The organism is Nocardia sp. NPDC004068 (assembly GCF_042874315.1).
Classification (GTDB): Bacteria; Actinomycetota; Actinomycetes; order Mycobacteriales; family Mycobacteriaceae; genus Nocardia.
Window position 1 is genome coordinate 38,509 of sequence record NZ_JBIAMW010000019.1, and the last position, 18,512, is coordinate 57,020.

At 69.4% G+C, this 18,512-nt stretch carries 14 protein-coding genes; 9 read left to right on the forward strand and 5 right to left on the reverse strand.

Features of this window, described 5'->3' with window-relative positions:
• The first annotated feature begins 83 nt into the window (after positions 1 to 83).
• Entirely contained in the window at positions 84 to 9,389 is a 9,306-nt protein-coding gene (locus ACFYTQ_RS33495) for a fatty acid synthase subunit beta domain-containing protein (protein WP_387369577.1), read from the forward strand.
• A gap of 119 nt (positions 9,390 to 9,508) precedes the next feature.
• Positions 9,509 to 9,931, forward strand: a complete 423-nt coding sequence (locus ACFYTQ_RS33500) for a holo-ACP synthase (protein ID WP_387369579.1) — start codon at positions 9,509 to 9,511, stop codon at positions 9,929 to 9,931.
• Here the strand turns inward: ACFYTQ_RS33500 and ACFYTQ_RS33505 are convergent.
• Positions 9,928 to 10,560: a TetR family transcriptional regulator gene (locus ACFYTQ_RS33505; protein WP_387369747.1), complete on the reverse strand. Its 633-nt coding sequence runs from the start codon at positions 10,558 to 10,560 to the stop codon at positions 9,928 to 9,930. The two genes, ACFYTQ_RS33500 and ACFYTQ_RS33505, sit on opposite strands and share 4 nt — an antisense overlap.
• Before the next feature lie 247 nt (positions 10,561 to 10,807).
• On the opposite strand from ACFYTQ_RS33505, the gene ACFYTQ_RS33510 reads away from it, so the two are divergent.
• From ACFYTQ_RS33510 to ACFYTQ_RS33530, 5 genes are all read left to right on the forward strand, one after another.
• On the forward strand, positions 10,808 to 12,085 hold the full coding sequence (locus ACFYTQ_RS33510; protein ID WP_387369581.1) for a hypothetical protein: 1,278 nt from the start codon (positions 10,808 to 10,810) through the stop codon (positions 12,083 to 12,085).
• Positions 12,086 to 12,239: 154 nt separating this feature from the next.
• Positions 12,240 to 13,292 carry a hypothetical protein gene (locus tag ACFYTQ_RS33515; RefSeq protein ID WP_387369583.1) on the forward strand — a complete coding sequence of 351 codons (1,053 nt, stop codon included), beginning with the start codon at positions 12,240 to 12,242 and terminating at the stop codon, positions 13,290 to 13,292.
• Between the two features lie 60 nt (positions 13,293 to 13,352).
• On the forward strand, positions 13,353 to 13,493 hold the full coding sequence (locus tag ACFYTQ_RS33520; RefSeq protein WP_387369585.1) for a hypothetical protein: 141 nt from the start codon (positions 13,353 to 13,355) through the stop codon (positions 13,491 to 13,493).
• 13 nt (positions 13,494 to 13,506) lie between these two features.
• Complete coding sequence (locus ACFYTQ_RS33525; protein ID WP_387369587.1) at positions 13,507 to 14,046, forward strand: hypothetical protein; 540 nt, start codon at positions 13,507 to 13,509, stop codon at positions 14,044 to 14,046.
• Positions 14,024 to 14,503: a hypothetical protein gene (locus ACFYTQ_RS33530; protein ID WP_387369589.1), complete on the forward strand. Its 480-nt coding sequence runs from the start codon at positions 14,024 to 14,026 to the stop codon at positions 14,501 to 14,503. Before ACFYTQ_RS33525 ends, ACFYTQ_RS33530 begins: the two co-directional genes overlap by 23 nt.
• 71 nt (positions 14,504 to 14,574) lie before the next feature.
• On the opposite strand, the gene bcp is transcribed toward ACFYTQ_RS33530, so the two are convergent.
• Positions 14,575 to 15,048 (reverse strand): thioredoxin-dependent thiol peroxidase, encoded by a 474-nt coding sequence (bcp, locus tag ACFYTQ_RS33535; RefSeq protein WP_387369591.1) that lies wholly within the window; start codon positions 15,046 to 15,048, stop codon positions 14,575 to 14,577.
• A gap of 98 nt (positions 15,049 to 15,146) precedes the next feature.
• On the opposite strand from bcp, the gene ACFYTQ_RS33540 reads away from it, so the two are divergent.
• Positions 15,147 to 15,371, forward strand: coding sequence for a DUF3618 domain-containing protein (locus ACFYTQ_RS33540; RefSeq protein WP_387369593.1), 225 nt, complete (start codon positions 15,147 to 15,149; stop codon positions 15,369 to 15,371).
• A gap of 62 nt (positions 15,372 to 15,433) precedes the next feature.
• Here the strand turns inward: ACFYTQ_RS33540 and ACFYTQ_RS33545 are convergent, their stop codons facing one another.
• Both ACFYTQ_RS33545 and ACFYTQ_RS33550 read right to left on the reverse strand, forming a co-directional pair.
• A complete protein-coding gene (locus ACFYTQ_RS33545) occupies positions 15,434 to 15,742 on the reverse strand; it encodes an excalibur calcium-binding domain-containing protein (protein WP_387369595.1) in 309 nt (102 codons plus the stop codon).
• A 133-nt stretch (positions 15,743 to 15,875) separates the two neighbouring features.
• On the reverse strand, positions 15,876 to 16,847 hold the full coding sequence (locus ACFYTQ_RS33550; RefSeq protein ID WP_387369748.1) for a pirin family protein: 972 nt from the start codon (positions 16,845 to 16,847) through the stop codon (positions 15,876 to 15,878).
• A gap of 60 nt (positions 16,848 to 16,907) precedes the next feature.
• Between ACFYTQ_RS33550 and ACFYTQ_RS33555 the strand changes: the two genes are divergently transcribed.
• Positions 16,908 to 17,372, forward strand: a complete 465-nt coding sequence (locus ACFYTQ_RS33555) for a MarR family winged helix-turn-helix transcriptional regulator (protein ID WP_387369597.1) — start codon at positions 16,908 to 16,910, stop codon at positions 17,370 to 17,372.
• Positions 17,373 to 17,487: 115 nt separating this feature from the next.
• Here ACFYTQ_RS33555 and ACFYTQ_RS33560 read toward each other — a convergent pair whose 3' ends face one another.
• On the reverse strand, positions 17,488 to 18,489 hold the full coding sequence (locus ACFYTQ_RS33560; RefSeq protein ID WP_387369599.1) for a crotonase/enoyl-CoA hydratase family protein: 1,002 nt from the start codon (positions 18,487 to 18,489) through the stop codon (positions 17,488 to 17,490).
• Between the last annotated feature and the right edge of the window lie 23 nt (positions 18,490 to 18,512).

The following is an 18,512-nucleotide window of genomic DNA, read 5'->3' on the forward strand; positions in this document are numbered from 1 at the left end:
GTCCTCAGGGGCGAGGGACACCTGCGCACGGAGGAGCGGCCCCCACGAGGGACGAGCCGCCATGAGAAGGAAGTCGAAACGTCTTGACGATCAACGAGAGCACCGGGACCGGAGCGAACGCGAAAGTGGCTGGGGGAGCCGCGGATAGGGGCGCCAAGTCTTCGCTACTGGATCGTCTGCTGGCCGGTGAGACGTACGCGCTGGCCTTCGGCGGACAGGGGGCGAGCTGGCTGGGCGAACTCGAGGAGATCGTGCGCGACGGCGCGCTGGAGCCGGAGCTGACCGCGCTGGTCAACGAGGCCGCCGAGAAGCTGGAGCCGGTGGCGGCGCGGCTGCTCATGGTGCGGCCCTTGGGTTTCGACCCGATCGCGTGGATGCTCGAGGACGATCTCGCCGATCCGGATCAGGACGAGATCTCCGCCGCGCCCTCGGAGCAGGTGCTGCGGTCGGCCGCGGTCTCCATGCCCGGCGTGTTCCTGACCCAGGCCGCCGCCCTGCGCGCCCTGCGGATGCAGGGCCTGGACCCCGCCGCGAACGCCCCGCTCGCGATCGTCGGCCACTCCCAGGGCCTGCTGGCCGCCGAGGCCGCCCGCACCGGCGGTGAGCGCGATGTCGAACTGCTCGCGCTGGCCCAATTGATCGGCGCCGCGGGCAGTTTGACGGCGCGCCGCCGCGGCCTGATCCCGGTGGGCGAGCGCTCGCCGATGGTCGCGGTCTCCAATGTCGATCCCGACCAGCTGCGCGCCATCGTCGCCGAGGTGTCCCAGGGCCTGGAACCCGCTGTCGCGCCGGTGGTTTCGATTCGCAACGGTCGTCGCCGCGCGGTGCTGTCGGGCACCGTCGACCAGCTCGACCGGGTGCGCGCGCGGTGCGCCGAGATCCACGACGAGCAGACCCGCGAGCGCGAGGCCAAGAAGCGCGGCGGCGCGGTGTTCGCCCCGGTGTTCGAGGACGTCGAGGTCGAGGTCGCCTTCCACCACCCGGCGCTCGCCGACACCGTGGAACTCGTTGTGGGCTGGGCGAATCAGTGCGGCATCGACGCCGAGCTGGCCGCCGAGCTCACCGCCAAGATCCTGGTCGAGCCCGTGGACTGGGTCGCCACCGTCGACTCCGTCGTCGCCACGAACGCGCACTGGATCCTGGACCTGGGTCCGGGCGATCTGCTGAGCCGCCTCACCGCGGGCTCGCTGAAGGGCACCGGCGTCGGCATCGTGGCCGCCGCCACCCGCCCCGGCCAGCGCAGCCTGTTCACCCCGGGCGCGGCCCCCGAGATCGCCCCCGCCTGGCGGGATTTCGCGCCCAAGCCGGTGCGCCTGCCCAACGGCCGGATCGTGGTCGAGACCTCCTTCACCCGCCTCACCGGCCGCTCGCCGATCCTGCTGGCGGGCATGACCCCGACCACCGTCGACGCGAAAATCGTTGCGGCCGCGGCCAATGCGGGCCACTGGGCCGAGCTGGCGGGCGGCGGCCAGGTCACCGAGCAGATCTTCGCCGACCGTGTGGCCGAGCTGAAGACGCTGCTGCATCCGGGTCGGTCGGTGCAGTTCAACTCGCTGTTCCTGGACCCGTACCTGTGGAAGTTGCAGCTGGGCGGCAAGCGCCTGGTGCAGCGGGCCCGCGCGGCGGGCGCCCCGCTGGACGGCGTGGTCGTCACCGCGGGCATCCCCGAACTCGACGAGGCCGTCGCGCTCATCGAGGAGCTGTCCGAGGTCGGCATCACCCACGTCGCGTTCAAGCCGGGCACCGTCGCCCAGATCCGCGCCGTGCTGCGGATCGCCGACGCCGTGCCGGACTACCCGGTGATCATGCATATCGAGGGCGGCCGGGCCGGGGGCCATCACTCCTGGGAGGACCTCGACGACCTGCTGCTCGAGACCTACGGCGAGCTGCGCAACCGCAGCAATGTCGTGGTCTGCGTCGGCGGCGGCATCGGCACTCCCGAGCGCGCCACCGAGTACCTGACCGGCGAATGGGCCACCGCGCACGGCTATCCGGCGATGCCGCTGGACGGCGTGCTGGTCGGCACGGCCGCCATGGCCACCCTGGAGGCCACCACCGCGCCGGAGGTCAAGCAGCTGCTGGTGGACACCCCCGGCACCCCGGACTGGGTCGCCGCGGGCACCGCGACCAACGGAATGGCCTCGGGCCGAAGCCAATTGGGCGCCGACATCCACGAGATCGACAACTCCGCCTCGCGCACCGGCCGCCTGCTCGACGAGGTCGCGGGCGACGCCGAGGCCGTGGCCGCGCGCCGCGCCGAAATCATCGAGGCGCTGAACCGCACCGCCAAGCCGTACTTCGGCGACGTCGCGACCATGACCTACCTGGACTGGCTCGAGCGCTACGTCGAGCTCGCGGTGGGCCTGGACCGCCGCAAGGACTTCGACTGCGGCACCGACTTCGGCGGCGCGATCGCCGACGCCACCCGCTCGGTGTGGCTGGACATCACCTGGCGGGACCGCTTCGCGGAGATGATGCGCCGCGCCGAGGCCCGCCTGCATCCGGCCGATCGCGGCGAGATCGCCTCGCTGTTCGCCGACGACACCGCCTTCGAACAGCCCGTGCAGGCGATCTGCCGACTGCGCGAGGTCTATCCGGCCGCCGAGCGCACCGTGCTGCATCCGGCGGATGTGTCGTTCTTCGTGTCGCTGTGCAAGACCCCGGGCAAGCCGGTGAACTTCGTGCCCGTCGTCGACGCCGACGTGCGGCGCTGGTGGCGTTCGGATTCGCTGTGGCAGGCCCACGATCCGCGCTACGCGGCCGATCAGGTGTGCGTCATCCCGGGCACGGTGTCGGTCGCGGGCATCACCCGCGTCGACGAGCCCGTGGGCGAGTTGCTCGACCGGTTCGAGCAGAACACCGCCTACTCGCTCATGCGCGAGGGCGTCGTGCCCGAGGCGGTGGACGGCCGCCGCCGCGCCGGGGTCACCGCGGGCGCGATCGATGTCGTGCTGGCCGCCGCGGACGTGCAGTGGGCGGGGCGCACCGTCGTCAATCCGATTCACCGCCTGGGTGATCTGGCCGAGTGGACCACCGACGAGAAGGGCGCGGTGCATCCGCCGACCGGCGCGACGTTGGTGCCGACCGAGGGGCCGGAGGAGCACGCGTACGTCGAGCTGACGGTGCCGCTGCTGGGTCGCGACGTGGTGCGTATTCGCCTCACCGTGCCCGCGTCGGTGTACAACGGCGGCGCGCCCGTCGTCACCGAGGCCGACGCGGAGGCCGCCATGGCGGCGCTGCTGGCCGTGGCCGCCGGGCGGGAGCTGCCGGAGGTCAAGTCCGCCAACGGAACCCATGTCGCGCACGTGAACCTGGCCTGGACCCCCGACCTCATCGCCGACCACGCGGGCGTCACCGGTTCCGGTCTGCCGCACCACCTGAGCACCATCGGGCGGGTCGTGCCCGACGTGCTGGTCGGCGCGTGCTGGCCCGCCGTCTTCGCGGTCCTGGGCACCACCCGCACCGCCGACGGTCTCGGCGTCATCGAGGGCATGCTGGATCTGGTCCACCTCGACCATCGCATCGAGCTGACCGACGAATTGCCCGCCACCACAAGCGTTCTCGCGGTCCGCGCCGAGGCGGGGGAGACCCTGGACACCGATCTGGGCCGCGTCGTCGAGGTGCGGGTCAAGATCACCGCCATGTTCGACAAGGTCGAGACCGGCATGTCCATGCCGACCCTGGCCACCCTCACCGAGCGGTTCGCCATCCGCGGCCGCACCGGCGCGGGCGAGCTGACCGATCCGCCGCGCGCGGGCGGCACGGTCTCCGCCGAGGCCACCGACACCCCGCGCCGCCGCCGTCGCGACGTCACCATCACCGCCCCGCGCGCCATGGCCGCCTTCGCGCAGGTCTCCGGCGACCACAACCCGATCCACACCAGTCCGGCCGCCGCCAAGCTGGCCGGACTCGGCGATCCGATCGTGCACGGCATGTGGCTGTCCGCCGCCGCGCAGCACGCGGTCTCGGCCGTGGATCCCGAATCCGCCACGCCCGCACGCACTCTCACCGCCTGGACCACCCGCTTCCTCGGCATGGTCCGGCCGGGCGCGGAGATCGACGTGCGCGTCGAGCGGATCGCCGTCGACCGCGGCTGCGAGATCGTCGAGGTGTCCTGCCGCACCGGCGGGGACCTGGTGATGACCGCGACCGGCCGGATCGCGGCCCCCAAGACCGTCTACGCCTTCCCGGGACAGGGCATTCAGGCCAAGGGGATGGGCCTGGACGCGCGCTCGCGGTCGAAGGCGGCCAAGGAGATCTGGGATCGCGCCGACAAGCACACCCGCGAGGCGCTGGGCTTCTCCATCCTCGCCGTCGTGCGCGACAACCCCACCTATCTCAAGGCGCGCGGCGTGGAGTACCGCCACCCGCAGGGCGTGCTGCACCTGACCCAGTTCACCCAGGTCGCCATGGCGACCCTCGGGGTGGCGCAGGTGGCGGAGCTGCGCGAGGCGGGAGCGTTCGTCGAGGGCGCGATGCTGGCCGGGCATTCGGTCGGCGAGTACAACGCGCTGGCCGCGGTGGCGGGCGTGCTGCCGCTCGAGGCCGTGCTCGAGGTGGTGTTCCAGCGCGGTTCGGCCATGCACGAGCTGGTGCCCCGGGATGCCCAGGGCCGCAGCGACTATCGGATGGCCGCCATCCGGCCCTCGCAGATCGGGCTGCCCGATGCCGAGGTCGTCGGGTTCGTGGCCGGGATCGCCGAGCGGACCGGGGAATTCCTCGAGGTCGTGAACCTGAACCTGCGCGGTTCGCAGTACGCGATCGCGGGCACGGTGCGCGGACTCGAGGCGCTGGAGGACGAGATCGAGCGCCGCCGTGCGGAATTCGGCGGTAAGCCCGCCTTCGTGCTGGTGCCCGGCATCGACGTGCCGTTCCACTCCACGGTGCTGCGCAAGGGCGTGCCGGAGTTCCGCAACCGGCTCGAGGAGCTGCTGCCGGTCGACCTGCATCCGGAAGTGCTCGAGGGACGCTACATTCCGAACCTGGTGCCGCGGCCGTTCTCGCTGGAGCGCGACTTCATCGCCGAGATCGCCGACCTGGTGCCGTCCGAGCCGCTGGCCCGGGTGCTCGCCGATTGGGACAGCTGGGCCGCGCGCCCGTCGGAGCTGTGCCGGGTGGTGCTGATCGAGCTGCTGGCCTGGCAGTTCGCCAGCCCGGTGCGCTGGATCGAGACCCAGGATCTGCTGTTCACCGATACCGCCCACGGCGGGCTCGGGGTGGAGCGCTTCGTGGAGATCGGCCTGGCCGCGACCCCGACCGTGGCGAATCTGGCGCGCAACACGCTGAAGCTGCCGCAGTTCGGCACCGCGAAGGTCGAGGTGCTCAATATCGAGCGCGAGGCGGGCGTGGTCTATTCGACCGACACCGATCCCGCGCCCGTGGAGGAGCCGGAAGAGGTTGCGGCCGAGACGGTTTCGACCGCCGTCGCGCCGGCCGCCGCACCCGCGCCCGCCGCCGCCCCGGCCGGTGGCCCGCGGCCCGACGACATCCCGTTCACCGCGGCCGACGCCACCCGCGTGCTCATCGCGCTGTGGACCAAGCTGCGGCTCGATCAGATCGGCCCGGTGGACACCATCGAGGGCCTGTGCGACGGCGTGTCCTCGCGGCGCAACCAGCTGCTGGTGGATCTCGGTTCGGAGCTGTCGCTCGGCGCGATCGACGGCGCGGCCGACGCCGACATGGGCGCGCTCTCGGCCACGGTCGAGCGGCTGGCCCGGACCTACAAGCCGTTCGGCTCGGTGCTGTCCGACGCCATCGGCGATCATCTGCGCAAGGTGTTCGGCCCGTCGGGCAAGCGCCCGGCCGCGGTGACCGACCGGGTCACCAAGGTGTGGCAGCTCGGCGACGGCTGGGCCCACCACGTCACCGCCGAACTGTCGCTGGGCACCCGCGAGGGCGTCAGCGTGCGCGGCGGCGATCTGGGCGGGCTGGTCTCCGGCACGCTGTCCGACGCCGCCGCAGTGGACGCGGCCATCGACGCGGCCGTGCAGTCGGTCGCCGCGCGGCGCGGGGTGAGCGTGTCGCTGCCGTCGGCGGGCGGTGGCGGCGGCGCGACCGTGGACGCGGCCGCGCTGGGCGAGTTCACCGAGCAGATCACCGGCCGAGACGGCGTGCTGGCGACCGCGGCCCGGGTCGTGCTCGAGCAGCTCGGCCTGAGCGAGCGGGTGTCCGCGCCGGAGGCGACCACGGACGCCCTGGTCGATCTGGTGTCGGCCGAATTGGGTTCGGACTGGCCGCGATTGGTGGCCCCGGCCTTCGACGCCCGCAAGGCGGTGCTCCTCGACGACCGGTGGGCCAGCGCGCGGGAGGATCTGGCCCGGCTCTGGCTGGCCGACGACGCGCATGTCGCCGAGACTGCCGTGGACGGATTCCTCGGGGCCGGGGAAGCCGTTGCGGCACAGGCGGAGTGGTGGCGGCAGCGGGCCATGAAGCAGGCCCGCTCGGTGCTGGCCGGGGTGTACGAGCGGATCGCCGAGGCGGCGCGCACGGCCGACGCGGCCGGGGTGTGGTCCTCCGACACCGCCGTGATCACCGGTGCGAGCAAGGGTTCCATCGCGGCGGCGGTCGCCGGGCGGCTGCTCGGCGGCGGCGCGACCGTCGTGGTCACCACCTCGCGGCTCGACGACGAGCGGCTTGGTTTCTACAAGCGGCTCTACCGCACCCATGCCCGGCACGGCGCCGCGCTGTGGGTGGTGCCCGCGAACATGGCCTCCTACCAGGACATCGACGCGCTGATCGAGTGGGTCGGCAACGAGCAGACCGAGACCGCGGGCGGGTCGAAGATCCTCGTCAAGCCCGCCCTGTCGCCGACGCTGCTGCTGCCGTTCGCCGCGCCGCGCGTCGCCGGTGACCTCTCCGACGCGGGCGCCCGCGCCGAAATGGAGATGCGGGTGCTGCTGTGGTCGGTGGAACGCCTGATCGGCGGGCTGTCGGTGCTCGGCGCGGATCACGACGTGGACGCGAAACTGCATGTGGTGCTTCCGGGTTCGCCCAACCGCGGCATGTTCGGCGGCGACGGCGCCTACGGCGAGTCCAAGGCGGCGCTGGACGCGGTGGTCGCCAAGTGGCGCGCGGAGAAGTCCTGGTCGCAGCGGGTCACCCTGGTGCACGCGCTGATCGGCTGGGTGCGCGGCACCGGGCTGATGGGCCACAACGATCCGCTGGTGTCGGCGGTCGAGCGGGCGGGCGTGCAGACCTGGTCCACCGAGGAGATGGCCGACGAACTGCTCAAGTGGTCCACCCCGCAGGCCCGTCTGGTCACCGCGCAGGGACCGCAGCAGATCGACCTCACCGGCGGCCTGGCCACCGCGGATCTCGACCTGCCCGCGCTGGCCAAGCAGGCCGACCGCGAAACCGACACGGAGACAACGGAATCCACGAGCCGCGTGCTCGCCGCGCTGCCCGCGCCGCCGACCCTGACCTCCGCGCTGCCGGTGCCCGAATGGGACACCGTCACAGCGGATCTCGCGGATATGGTCGTGATCGTCGGCGCCGGGGAGCTCGGGCCCTACGGTTCGGCGCGGACCCGGTTCGAGATGGAGGTGGAGGACCGGCTGTCCACCGCGGGCGTGCTGGAACTGGCCTGGTCGACCGGCATGGTCACCTGGGAGAACGATCCCAAGCCGGGCTGGTACGACGCCGAGAGCGGTGACTACGTCGACGAATCGGAGATCGCCGAGCGGTACCACGACGCGGTCGTCGAGCGCTGCGGCATCCGCCGCTACGGCGACGACGACGCCATGGTCGACAACACCGCGCCCCTGCTGACCTCGGTGTTCCTGGACAAGGATCTGACCTTCGTGGTCAACAGCGAGGCCGAGGCGCGCGCGTTCCACGCCGCGAGCCCCGACTCCACGGTGATCACCCCGGTCGAGGGTTCGGGCGACTGGCAGGTGACCCGCAAGGCGGGCACCGAGATTCGCGTGCCGCGCCGGGCCAAGCTCTCGCGCACGGTCGGCGGCCAGATCCCCACCGGCTGGGATCCCACCAAGTGGGGCATCTCCGCCGATATGGCCGGGTCGATCGACCGGGTGGCGCTGTGGAACATCGTCTGCACGGTCGACGCGTTCCTGTCCTCCGGCTTCAGCCCGGCCGAGCTGATGAGCTGGCTGCACCCGGCGATGGTCGCCAACACCCAGGGCACCGGCATGGGCGGCATGTCCTCGATGCGCTCGCTCTACATCGACAACCTGCTCGGTGAGCCGCGCCCGAACGACATCCTCCAGGAGGCGCTGCCGAATGTGGCGCTGGCGCACGTGGTTCAGTCCTATGTGGGCAGCTACGGCGGCATGATCCACCCGGTCGCGGCGTGCGCCACGGCGGCGGTGTCGGTCGAGGAGGGCTGCGACAAGATCAAGCTCGGCAAGGCCGATCTGGTCGTCGCGGGCGGCTTCGACGATCTGGGCATCGAGGGCATCGTCGGCTTCGGCGACATGTCCGCGACCGCGGATTCGGCGGCCATGAGCGCCAAGGGAATCGGCGACCGCTACTTCTCCCGCGCCAACGATCGCCGCCGCGGCGGGTTCGTCGAGTCGCAGGGCGGCGGCACGGTGCTGCTGGCCCGCGGCAGCGTGGCGGTGGAGATGGGCCTGCCGGTGCTCGGCGTGGTGGCCTACGCGCAGTCCTTCGCCGACGGCGTGCACACCTCGATCCCGGCGCCGGGGCTGGGCGCGCTGAGCGCGGGCCGCGGCGGGCCGGAGTCGCGGCTGGCGAGCGAACTGCGCAAGCTGGGCGTGTCGGCCGACGACATCGCGGTGCTCTCCAAGCACGACACCTCCACGGCCGCCAACGATCCCAACGAGTCCGAGCTGCACGAGCGGCTCGCCGACGCGCTGGGCCGGTCCGCGGGCGCCCCGCTGTTCGTCATCTCGCAGAAGTCCCTGACCGGACACGCCAAGGGCGGCGCGGCGGCGTTCCAGCTGATCGGCCTGTGCCAGGTGCTCGAACAGGGCGTCATCCCGCCCAACCGCAGCCTGGACTGCGTGGACGAGAAGATGGCCGACTACCCGCACCTGGTCTGGCTGCGGGAACCGCTCGCCCTGCGGGATCGCTTCCCGCTCAAGGCCGGTCTGGTCACCTCGCTCGGCTTCGGGCACGTCTCGGGGCTGGTCGCGGTCGTGCACCCGCAGGCGTTCATCGAGGCGATCGAGCCGGGTCGCCGCGAGGAGTACCTGCGCCGCGCCGAGCGGCGTCAGCTGGCGGGACGGCAGCGGCTGGTCGAGGCGATGTGCGGCGGTGCGCCGCTGTACGAGCGCCCGGCGGACCGGCGGCTCGGCGGTGACGGGACTCCGGCGGAGCGGAGCCGACGGCTCGAGGCCGAGGTGTTGCTGGCGCGGGACGCCCGGTTGAGCGACGGGGTGTACACGGTGCCGGGGACCGGCTGCCGGTAATCGACACCTTCGGCGGTGCCTGGCCACGACGCGGTGGCGGGCACCGCCGATTCGTTTGCGTACGAGGCGGTTCGGGATACCATGGCGCGGGCCGCACCACGTCGAGACTTAGGGGCGCTGTGACGATTCTTGGGATCGGGCTGGATCTGGTCACCATCTCCGAATTCGCCGAGCAGATGCAGCGTGCGGGGACGACCATGCTGCGGGAGAGCTTCACGGTGGGGGAGCGGCGGTACTGCGAGAGCAAGGGGACCGATCCCGCGCGCAGTTACGCGGCGCGGTGGGCGGCGAAGGAGGCGGTGCTGAAGGCTTGGGCCTCATCGCGTTTCGCGCGCAGCCCGCAGATCGGCGACAATCCCTACCCGCTGATCGAGGTGGTGAACGACGCCTGGGGGCGGCCCAGCATCAAACTGCACGGGCTCGCGGCGGAATTCCTGCCGCGGGCGCGGGTGCATCTGTCGCTGACCCACGACGGGGACACCGCGGCGGCGATGGTGGTGCTCGAGGATCCGGGCGAACTCGCCGACCTCATCGAGCACTAGGAGCGCGATTCCTTCTCGGCCACAAGCAGATACGCGACCATGAGCCGCTTCAGCTCCGCGACGGCGTCCTCGTGGCGCAGCCCGTCCTGCACCGAGAAGTTCAACATCGAGTAGACCACGTGCACCAGGACCTGCGCCATCATCGACCGGCGGGCGCGGGGCGTGCGCGGCATCAACGGGCGCAGCATCTGCTGGACGGCCTCGGCGAACTCCTTCTCGTGGATCGCGCCGGTGGCCCGGGTCGACGGGGTGGACTGCATGGCCAGCCAGACCTCGCGTCGGGAAGGATCGGTCATCCACAGGTCGGCCAGGTGGTCGACCAGTTTGTTCATGTGCCGCAGCCAGTCCATCGACGGGATCTCGCCGTGGAAGTCGGCCAGCTCCTGCCCGACCGCCACCAGATCCTGGCGGTTGAGCTCGCAGACGATGACGTACTTGTTGGCGAAGAACTGGTAGAGCGTGCCGATCGGGACCTCGGCGCGGGCCGCGACCTCCTCACAGGTGAACGACTCGAAACCGACCTCCACCAGCAGTTCTCGGGACGCCTGGAGCAGCGCGTCGAATTTCCGCTTGCTGCGTTCCTGGGTGGGGCGGCGGCGGGGCATCAACTCCTGTGGGTCGTCCTGCATCTCCAACGCGGGGTCCGGACGCCTGCTCGCCCTCGAGGCCGTACGCGTTTCCACCACATACTCAGGCTAGCGGTAGCGACACGCGGATGACACGCGGCTACGCCGTCCGTGTCCCGATTCGTTGTTCCTCATAACCCATCCACGCCGGAAGTGGCGACGAACACATACCGAGTACGAGTATTTCTTGGCCTGATTATCCAGTGCAACGGAGGCGTGATCTGTGGCTCGATCAGCGGTGACCCTAGGCGTGTCCACCGAACGCGGCACTGTCCACGCGGTGGCGTTGTCCGACGACGGCGGCCGACTGCCCGAACGGGTGCTGGTGCAGCGGTCGGTCCGGACCCGGGGTGAGAGCAAATCCGAATTGGCGCAGGCCGTCGAGGTGGCGCTGGAGAGTCTCGCCGACGAAATCGGGCCCGACCGTGAGATTCTCGGCGCGGCCGTCACCTACCGCGACGCGGCCGAGCGCCGCGCGATCGTCAGCGGTCTCGCCGCGGGCGACTGGCACGAATGTTCGCTGGTGTCGGCCAAGTCGGCGCATCTGGCCCTCGCCGAGGCGATGACCTGGGTGGACGAGTTCGAGAATCTGGTCATCTGCGAGGTCGTGCCGGGTTATCAAGCGTTCTCGCTGATCTCGCCCGGCCGGGACCGGGTGGTGTCCTCGATCGCGGCCAGCGGCGCGGTGGTCAACAAGGAGACCATGCGTCCCGCGGTCACCGCCGCCTGGGACCAGTTCGACGCGGCCGGGGTCCGGCCCGACGCGGTCGTGCTCATCGGCTCCGCCGCCACCGAACCGTCCGTCTCCTCGGCCCTCGCCAGCGGTTTCGGCGCCCCCGTCCTGCCCAGCCGCATCGCCGTCCCCGCCGCCGCGATCGGCGCCGCCCTCGTCGCGCTCCCCGAATCCACCGCCGTCGTGGGCGACGAGCCCGTCCGCATCAGCCGCAGCACCACCGCCCTGTTCGCCGCCGCGAGCGTCCTGGCGAGCGGCTTGGTCGCGGGCGGCGTCTACGAGATCACCAGCCGCACAAGGTCGGTCGGCACACCCGTCCTGTCTGAGGCCCGCGTCGCCGCCGACTCCCACCGCGCCCTCGCCGCCGCCGACCCGGAAACCCCTGCCGCCGAAGACGATTCGACCCCCGACGCACCCGCCGCCACCCCGTCCCCCGACACCCAACAGGCGTCCTACGTCGGCGACCCCGAAACCACCCTCATTACCCTCGACCCCGGCACGGTCCCCTGGGGCCCCGAGGGCACCCGCCACCTCGGCTTACGCCAGGACACCCAATCCCCGAATCCGGAAGATCCCGAGGCCGCCAAGACCCCCGCGGGCTCGCTGCCGCCCACGGGTTCGGCCGCGGCTCCGGCCAATCCCGGGACGGTGCCGACGCAGTCGCCGAACAGCTCGCTGTTGTTCCCGGGGGAGGCGACTCCGCCGGAACTGGGGACGGCCGAGTTCGGGAAGTGGTGGGACAATCATTGGCGGTTGATGATGCAGTGGGCTTCGTCGGCGATTCCGCGGACTTGAGGCGGCGCTTGTTACGGTTTTGAACTTCGGCCCGGCTGCGAACTACGCGGTCGGGCCGAGTCGTTGTCAATTGTGTTGCTGTGGCGGGCTCGGTCGGATCATCATGGACAGCCGAACGGGACAGCGGGGAACGAAGGGTTGGGTGGTGGGGGGCGTGCCGCGTGAGTATGTGAGTGGGTTTCAACCAGGTCCGGTTGCGCAGCGGATCTTCTATACGGACTTCGAGGGAAATCCAGGAGATCCGGATGACATCCTTGCCGACGGCCTGGACGGTGGCTGGGCGGAGCGTGAGCCTGCCGCGATAGAGCTGCTGAACGACGAATCGGCGCATCCGGCCGACAGGCTGCTGGCATGCGCCGCCCTCGCCTTGTGGGGGTCACCGGCTGGTTACCGAGCCGTGATCGATGCGGCACATCATCCCGAGCGTGTCGTTTGGTCCGACCAATCCGTCGACAGATGGTTCGGAACGGACAATACCTTCGCGCTATTGGCGGAGGAAGTAGGTGACAGCTACGAAATCGCCGTCGAGCGGGGAACGAGCGAATTGCGCCGCGAAGCACTCGCCGCGCTGGTGCCGCTCGCGGATCGGTATCAGTTCGAACGCCGACTTGTCCAGGCGATGAGCACTGACGACATTCGCGCCCTCGCCGAAGAGGTGGATGCGGTCATCGGATCCGGGATCGATCGGATCAGGCGGCGGGATCCGATGAAATTCGATCTCGACACTCAGATTGCTGGACTCATAATCGTAATGCATCGTGTCGACCAGGCTCGGGCCGAGTCTCGGGCGATGGAACTCGTATCCGCCCCGCCGAATCAGAGAGCGCTGCGAGAGCTCGGAAATACAGCGAATATGGCTACCGCTCCTCCCGCCAACCGGCTCATGGCATCGGTGCGCGTTGACCTCGAACGTGCACTCGAGCTCGACAGGAGTGGTTCCGAAGACCACAGTGGTCGCGTCGGTCATTTCGGGCATGCGATGGAAACGCTTGTGACGCTTCAAGCTGTATTCACGACACATGACGGGCCCTCGGCGGCCGACTTGGCGGACTTTCGGTACCGGATCGGTTCGCTGGTGGCAGCCAACGCCCGCACCCTCCACAACTACGTTTACGAGTCTTTCTACGCAGCGACCGACGCGTTGGTCGATGGTTGGTTGGATCCGAGCCTGCGGCGTTCGGCAGTCCAACTCCTGCTCGACGACTAGGCGGAATCTTCCCCTGCGTTTCGCGAGGAGGAGCACGACCTGCTCGAGGAAACCGATGAGGTGTTGCATGACCGGGCGCGCTATATCGAGCCCCTGCCGGATCGGGTGATCCCCGCGGGAATCCCCGACGCTCACTGGTGGTGGCGACTTCCCTCCGCCACCCCGGAACTGGCCGCCGAGATGCGCCAGGGCCTGGAGTAGACAGCCGTCGACGATGAAGGTACCCAACGAACGTGACTTTCTGGTCTACGCGTCCCCAATGCAGCGAGCATATGCGGTCGATAATCCGAGTTTTTTGCGGACGGCCTACGTCCTCGGATTGAACGATCGCATCGAGATTGGTTTTGTTCCTGATGTTTCCGACATTGTTCCGCCATGGCCAGCGCATGAGGATTCGGACTTCCCGCAATCCGAGAGGGAGGCCCGGGTCTGGGCACTGCGGGTATCGGATTACTCGGTGACGCCCAATTCCCGCTTCGCGGGCACGTCGGAGAAGATCGCGCTGCTCCCGAGGCAATCGGCCGAGCCCCGCGATGAGGCGGAGTTCGGTGTCGTCTGGTTCGTCGGTACATCGGAGTGGGAGGGAATCGCTGCCGAGCTCGGAGACCTCTGCGGACGCACCAGCCCATTCGGTGATTTCATTCGGTTCTCCAAACTCGCCGGAACACATCTCCATCGCTTTCTGGAGGAGAGGTTTCTTTCCTCCAGCCTGCTCGCGAGCGAGACGGTCGATGTCCTTCGTCGAGCGCGGTGATCGACAACCGGGGGCCACTCCTTCCGACCGGCCTTCCGTGAATGTGGCGAGATGGCAGCTCAACGAAGAACGAGCAGCCCGTCGTGCGGCGGCCGATGCGGTCTTGATGACCCTCGCCGAATCGATATTGCGAAACAGCGCATATCAGGATGATTCCTGGGAGTCCCTGACTTTGGTGGCCGTCTTGGCGGATACGGAGTCCCAGTTCGGCTATGTTTACGACAGGGAAGGTGGGTGGGCTGCTCGGGTGCCACAGGGGTTCGAGGTGCTCGACAAGATGATCGAACTCAGATCTGTGATGAGTGTTCCAGGGAAGCCGGACTGGAAAACTTGTCTTCTGCAAATAAAGCGGGCGGATATGAGTTTGAAGGTCGATTTCGAATATGATGATGTCGATCGGTGGCAGGTTACGCCTCAAAATCTTCGGGAAAAGGTCGAGGAACTGCGACCGCGGTAGATGCGTATCGGAAGATCTCGAGGCTTGGCGGTCCCTCGAGCCCCGACTGCGACGCAGCCGGGGCCGTCCACTCACACCGACAGATCCTTGCGCAACTTCGCCACATGCCCGGTCGCTCGCACGTTGTACTGCGCCACTTCGATCTTCCCCTCCTCGTCCACTACGAACGTCGAGCGGATCACGCCGGTGATCTTCTTCCCGTACATCGTCTTCTCGCCGAACGCGCCCCACGCCTGCAGCACCTCGCGGTCGGGGTCGGACAGCAGGGGGAACGTGAGGTGTTCGTTGTCGCGGAACTTGGCCAGTTTGGCGGGTTTGTCGGGGGAGATGCCCAGGACCTGGAGGCCGGCGTCGTTGAGGTCGGTGAGGTTGTCGCGGAAGTCGCAGGCCTGCTTCGTGCAGCCGGGGGTGCTGGCGGCGGGGTAGAAGTAGACGATCACCTTCCGGCCGCGATAGTCGGCGAGCGACACCTCCTTGCCGTCGGCGTCGGGCAGGGTGAACTCGGGTGCGGTATCGCCGACATTCAAGCGGTGATTCTCGGTCATGTCCAAGCACGGTAATCGACGGCTGTGACATCGGACGGCACATCCGGGCGGCGGATACACTCGGGGCTTCAGCGAGGCAATCGACTACAGGAGATGACGTGGCGAGGGACACCGAGCGTATCGAGCGCGATATCGAGGCGGCACGCAACCGGCTCGCGAACACACTCGACGAGCTCGCGGTACGGACCGATCCGCAGCGGATCGCGAACAACACCAAACAGGCCATCCTCGCGAAGGTGAACCAGCCGAAGGTGAAGTACAGCCTCATCGGCGCGGGTGCGCTGGTGGTCGGGCTGGTGCTGGTGCGGGTCTTCCGTCGCTGAGCGCAGACAGCGAAACACCCGGTGTGGCAATGCCAACCGGGTGTTTTCGTGTCAGCGGTGAATCAGACCGTGGGGCAGGCCATTCCGGTGCCGTCGGGATCCAGGTGCGGCGAGTAGCCGGGCTCGCCCCGGAACAGCGGCGCCCGGCCCGCGGCGCGCGCCTCGTCACAGTTCTTGAACGTGCCACCGGCCGAACCGGTTTGGGCCAGACCGGCCGAACCGGTCGCGCCGATGACGTCGTCGATACCGGACGATCCGGTGCCCGCCGAACCGGACGGGATCGGGTTGTCGGCGGACGCCGACGGGGCGAGCGGGGCGGCGAGGGTGACCAATCCCGCGCTCACGGTCACGATGAGCCTGCGAACGTTCATGTAATCCTCGATGTCTGCTGCGATGTGTACGCGACGGTTCGGCCGACACTCCCCGCAGTGACACGGGCTGGGAACCGCCGTGTCTACCTTTCTGATGACGGGTGTCGTTGTCAACCGTACGGCCGATCCTCGCTCATTCGCCCAGCCGTCGGCCGGTGAGGTGTTCGGCGGGCACATGTCCCATTCGCCCGGCTTCGAAATCCTCCATGGCCTCGATGATTTCGGCCCGGGAGTTCATGACGAACGGCCCGTACTGCACCACCGGCTCGCGGATCGGGCGGCCGCCGAGCAGCAGAATCTCGAGGTCGCCCGTCGGCGTGTCCTGGTGGTCGTCGGCGGTGACGGTGATCGCCTCGCCGTGGCCGAAGACCGCCAGCTGTCCCTCGCGCACCGGGCGGTCACCGGCGTGTCCGCTGCCGGACAGGACGTACGCCAGGGCCGAAAACTCTTGCGGCCAAAGGGTTTCCAGGCGAGCGCCGGGGCTGAGCGAGGCGTGGGCATAGGAAATCGGGGTGTAGGTCGAGCCCGGACCGGTGAAGCCGCCGAGTTCGCCCGCGATGACGCGGACGAGCGCGCCGCCGTCGTGGGAGCTGACCAGCGTCAGTTCCGAGGCCCGCAGGTCCTGGTAGCGCGGCGGAGTCATCTTCAGCGCGCGCGGCAGGTTCACCCAGAGCTGGACGCCGTGGAACAGTCCGCCCGAGACCACCAGTTCCTCCGCGGGCAGCTCGTCGTGCAGGATTCCCGAGCCCGCCGTCATCCACTGGGTATCGCCCTCGCTGATGGTGCCCCCGCCGCCGTTCGAATCGTGGTGGACCATCGTGCCGTCGAGCATGTAGGTCACGGTCTCGAAGCCGCGATGCGGATGCCACGGCGCGCCCTTCGCCTCGTAGGGCTCGTAGGCCACCGGACCCATCTGATCGAGCAGCACGAACGGATCCGCCGCGCGCAGCCCGAGACTCGGGAACGGCCGCCGCACCTCGAACCCGGCCCCTTCCCGTTGTCGATCCGCACTCACCACGGACACGACCGGCCGCTGCCGCGCATCGGATTCGGGCCGCGGCAGCCGGGGCAGCACCAGAATGTTGTCGACGGTGACGGCGGGCATCATGACCTCCTCGGTCGCTTTGGTGTCCATGTCAACCAAACCACGGTTAGGATCATTCCCATGGTGCGCTGGCTCGACGACGACGAACAGACCACATGGTCCGCCTTCATTCGCATGCGCCAACGCCTCGACGCCGCCATGGCCGCGGGCCTCGCCCGAGACGGCCTCTCCACCCCCGACTACGAGATCCTGGTCGCGCTCTCCGCCGCCCCCGACGACACCCTCCGGGCCAAGGACCTGGCCAGCGAGATCTGCTGGGACAAGAGCCGCCTCTCGAAACACCTGTCTCGCATGGAATCCCGCGGCCTGATCACCCGCACCCCCGCGACCACCGACGCCCGAGGCGTCCTCGTCCACCTCACCCCCCACGGCCGCCGCCTCCTCGAAGAGGCCGCCCCCCACCACGTCGCCCTCGTCCGCCACCTCTTCATCGATGCCCTCACCCCCGAGGAGGCCAAAACCATCCGCTCCCTCGCCGAAAAGGTAACCACCACAGCCGAAACCACCAACCCCCTCGACCCCTGACCCCAGGCCCACGAACCCAGCCGCACCCCTTATTCGGATCCGCACCCGTTGTATAGCCCTGTAAGGGGTGCGGATTCGAATAAAGGGTGCGGCTGGGTTCGTGGGCGTTGGGGGGTCAGCGTTTCCAGTCGCCGAAGGGGGCGTCTCGTTCTCGGACGGCTTGGCGGAAGCCGGCTTCCGTGGAGCGGGATTGGAAGGCGTAGCCCTCTCGGGTGTGGCGGGAGATGCCGTCGAAGACCGTGCTGATCATGGCGGAGTTGGCTACGCCCTGGGCGAGGAGGGCGCTGTTGAGGGCCAGTTTGGCCATGATCAGTTGGTTGACGGGGAGTCGGGCTATGCGGTTCAGGAGGTGTTCGGTGCGGGTGTCGAGTTCGTCGACGGGGCAGGATTCCACGGCCAGGCCCCATTCGACGGCCTGTTTGCCGGTGAGGCAGTCGCCGGTGAGCAGGAGGCGTTTGGCGCGTTGGTCGCCGAGGCGGTGGGCCCACATGCCGGCGGCGGGGATGCCCCAGACGCGGGCGGGCGGGTAGCCGATCTTGGTGTCGTCGGCGCAGATGATCTGGTCGGCGAACAGGGCGATATCGCTGCCGCCCGCGACCGCGAAGCCGTGCAGCTTGGCGACCGTCGGCTTGTTCGCGTGCAGCAGGCTCGCGAAGCCGCGGTTGAAGCGGCTCATCATCTGATAGTCGATCATCGGGTCCCAGGTGCGCCGAGCGTCGTGATTGCGCGCCTGCACGGTGGGATCGAGGACGGTACCGGTCGCCGGTTGCGCGGACTCGCTCGGATCGAAGCCGCCCTCGGCGAAGATCGACAGGTCGTAGCCGCCGCAGAAACCCTTGCCGCGCCCGGACACCACGATGACGTGCACCCGCGGGTCCACGTCGGCGCGTTCGACCGCGTGCGCGAGATCGATCGGCGTATCCGCGGTGATCGCGTTGCCGTGCTCGGGCCGGTTGAACGTGATCCGCGCGATCCGTCCGGTGACCTCGTAGGTCAGCGTCGGATAGGTCGCCGAGTCCGCGGGCGTGGGCCGCCCGGCGAAGGGCGAATCCTCGCCCGCGGTCGAGTCGTCGCGCCAGGCCGCCGGCCGCGTTCCGGGGTGCTCATCGGGTGCCACTCAAGAAGTGAACCTCGGTTCAT

Coding starts and splice junctions, on each gene's coding strand:
- ACFYTQ_RS33505 (WP_387369747.1), bottom strand. CDS start 10,560: ATGCAGGACGACCCACAGGAGTTGATGCCCCGCCGCCGCCCCACCCAG.
- ACFYTQ_RS33525 (WP_387369587.1), top strand. CDS start 13,507: ATGAAGGTACCCAACGAACGTGACTTTCTGGTCTACGCGTCCCCAATG.
- ACFYTQ_RS33530 (WP_387369589.1), top strand. CDS start 14,024: ATGTCCTTCGTCGAGCGCGGTGATCGACAACCGGGGGCCACTCCTTCC.
- bcp (WP_387369591.1), bottom strand. CDS start 15,048: ATGACCGAGAATCACCGCTTGAATGTCGGCGATACCGCACCCGAGTTC.
- ACFYTQ_RS33545 (WP_387369595.1), bottom strand. CDS start 15,742: ATGAACGTTCGCAGGCTCATCGTGACCGTGAGCGCGGGATTGGTCACC.
- ACFYTQ_RS33550 (WP_387369748.1), bottom strand. CDS start 16,847: ATGCCCGCCGTCACCGTCGACAACATTCTGGTGCTGCCCCGGCTGCCG.
- ACFYTQ_RS33555 (WP_387369597.1), top strand. CDS start 16,908: ATGGTGCGCTGGCTCGACGACGACGAACAGACCACATGGTCCGCCTTC.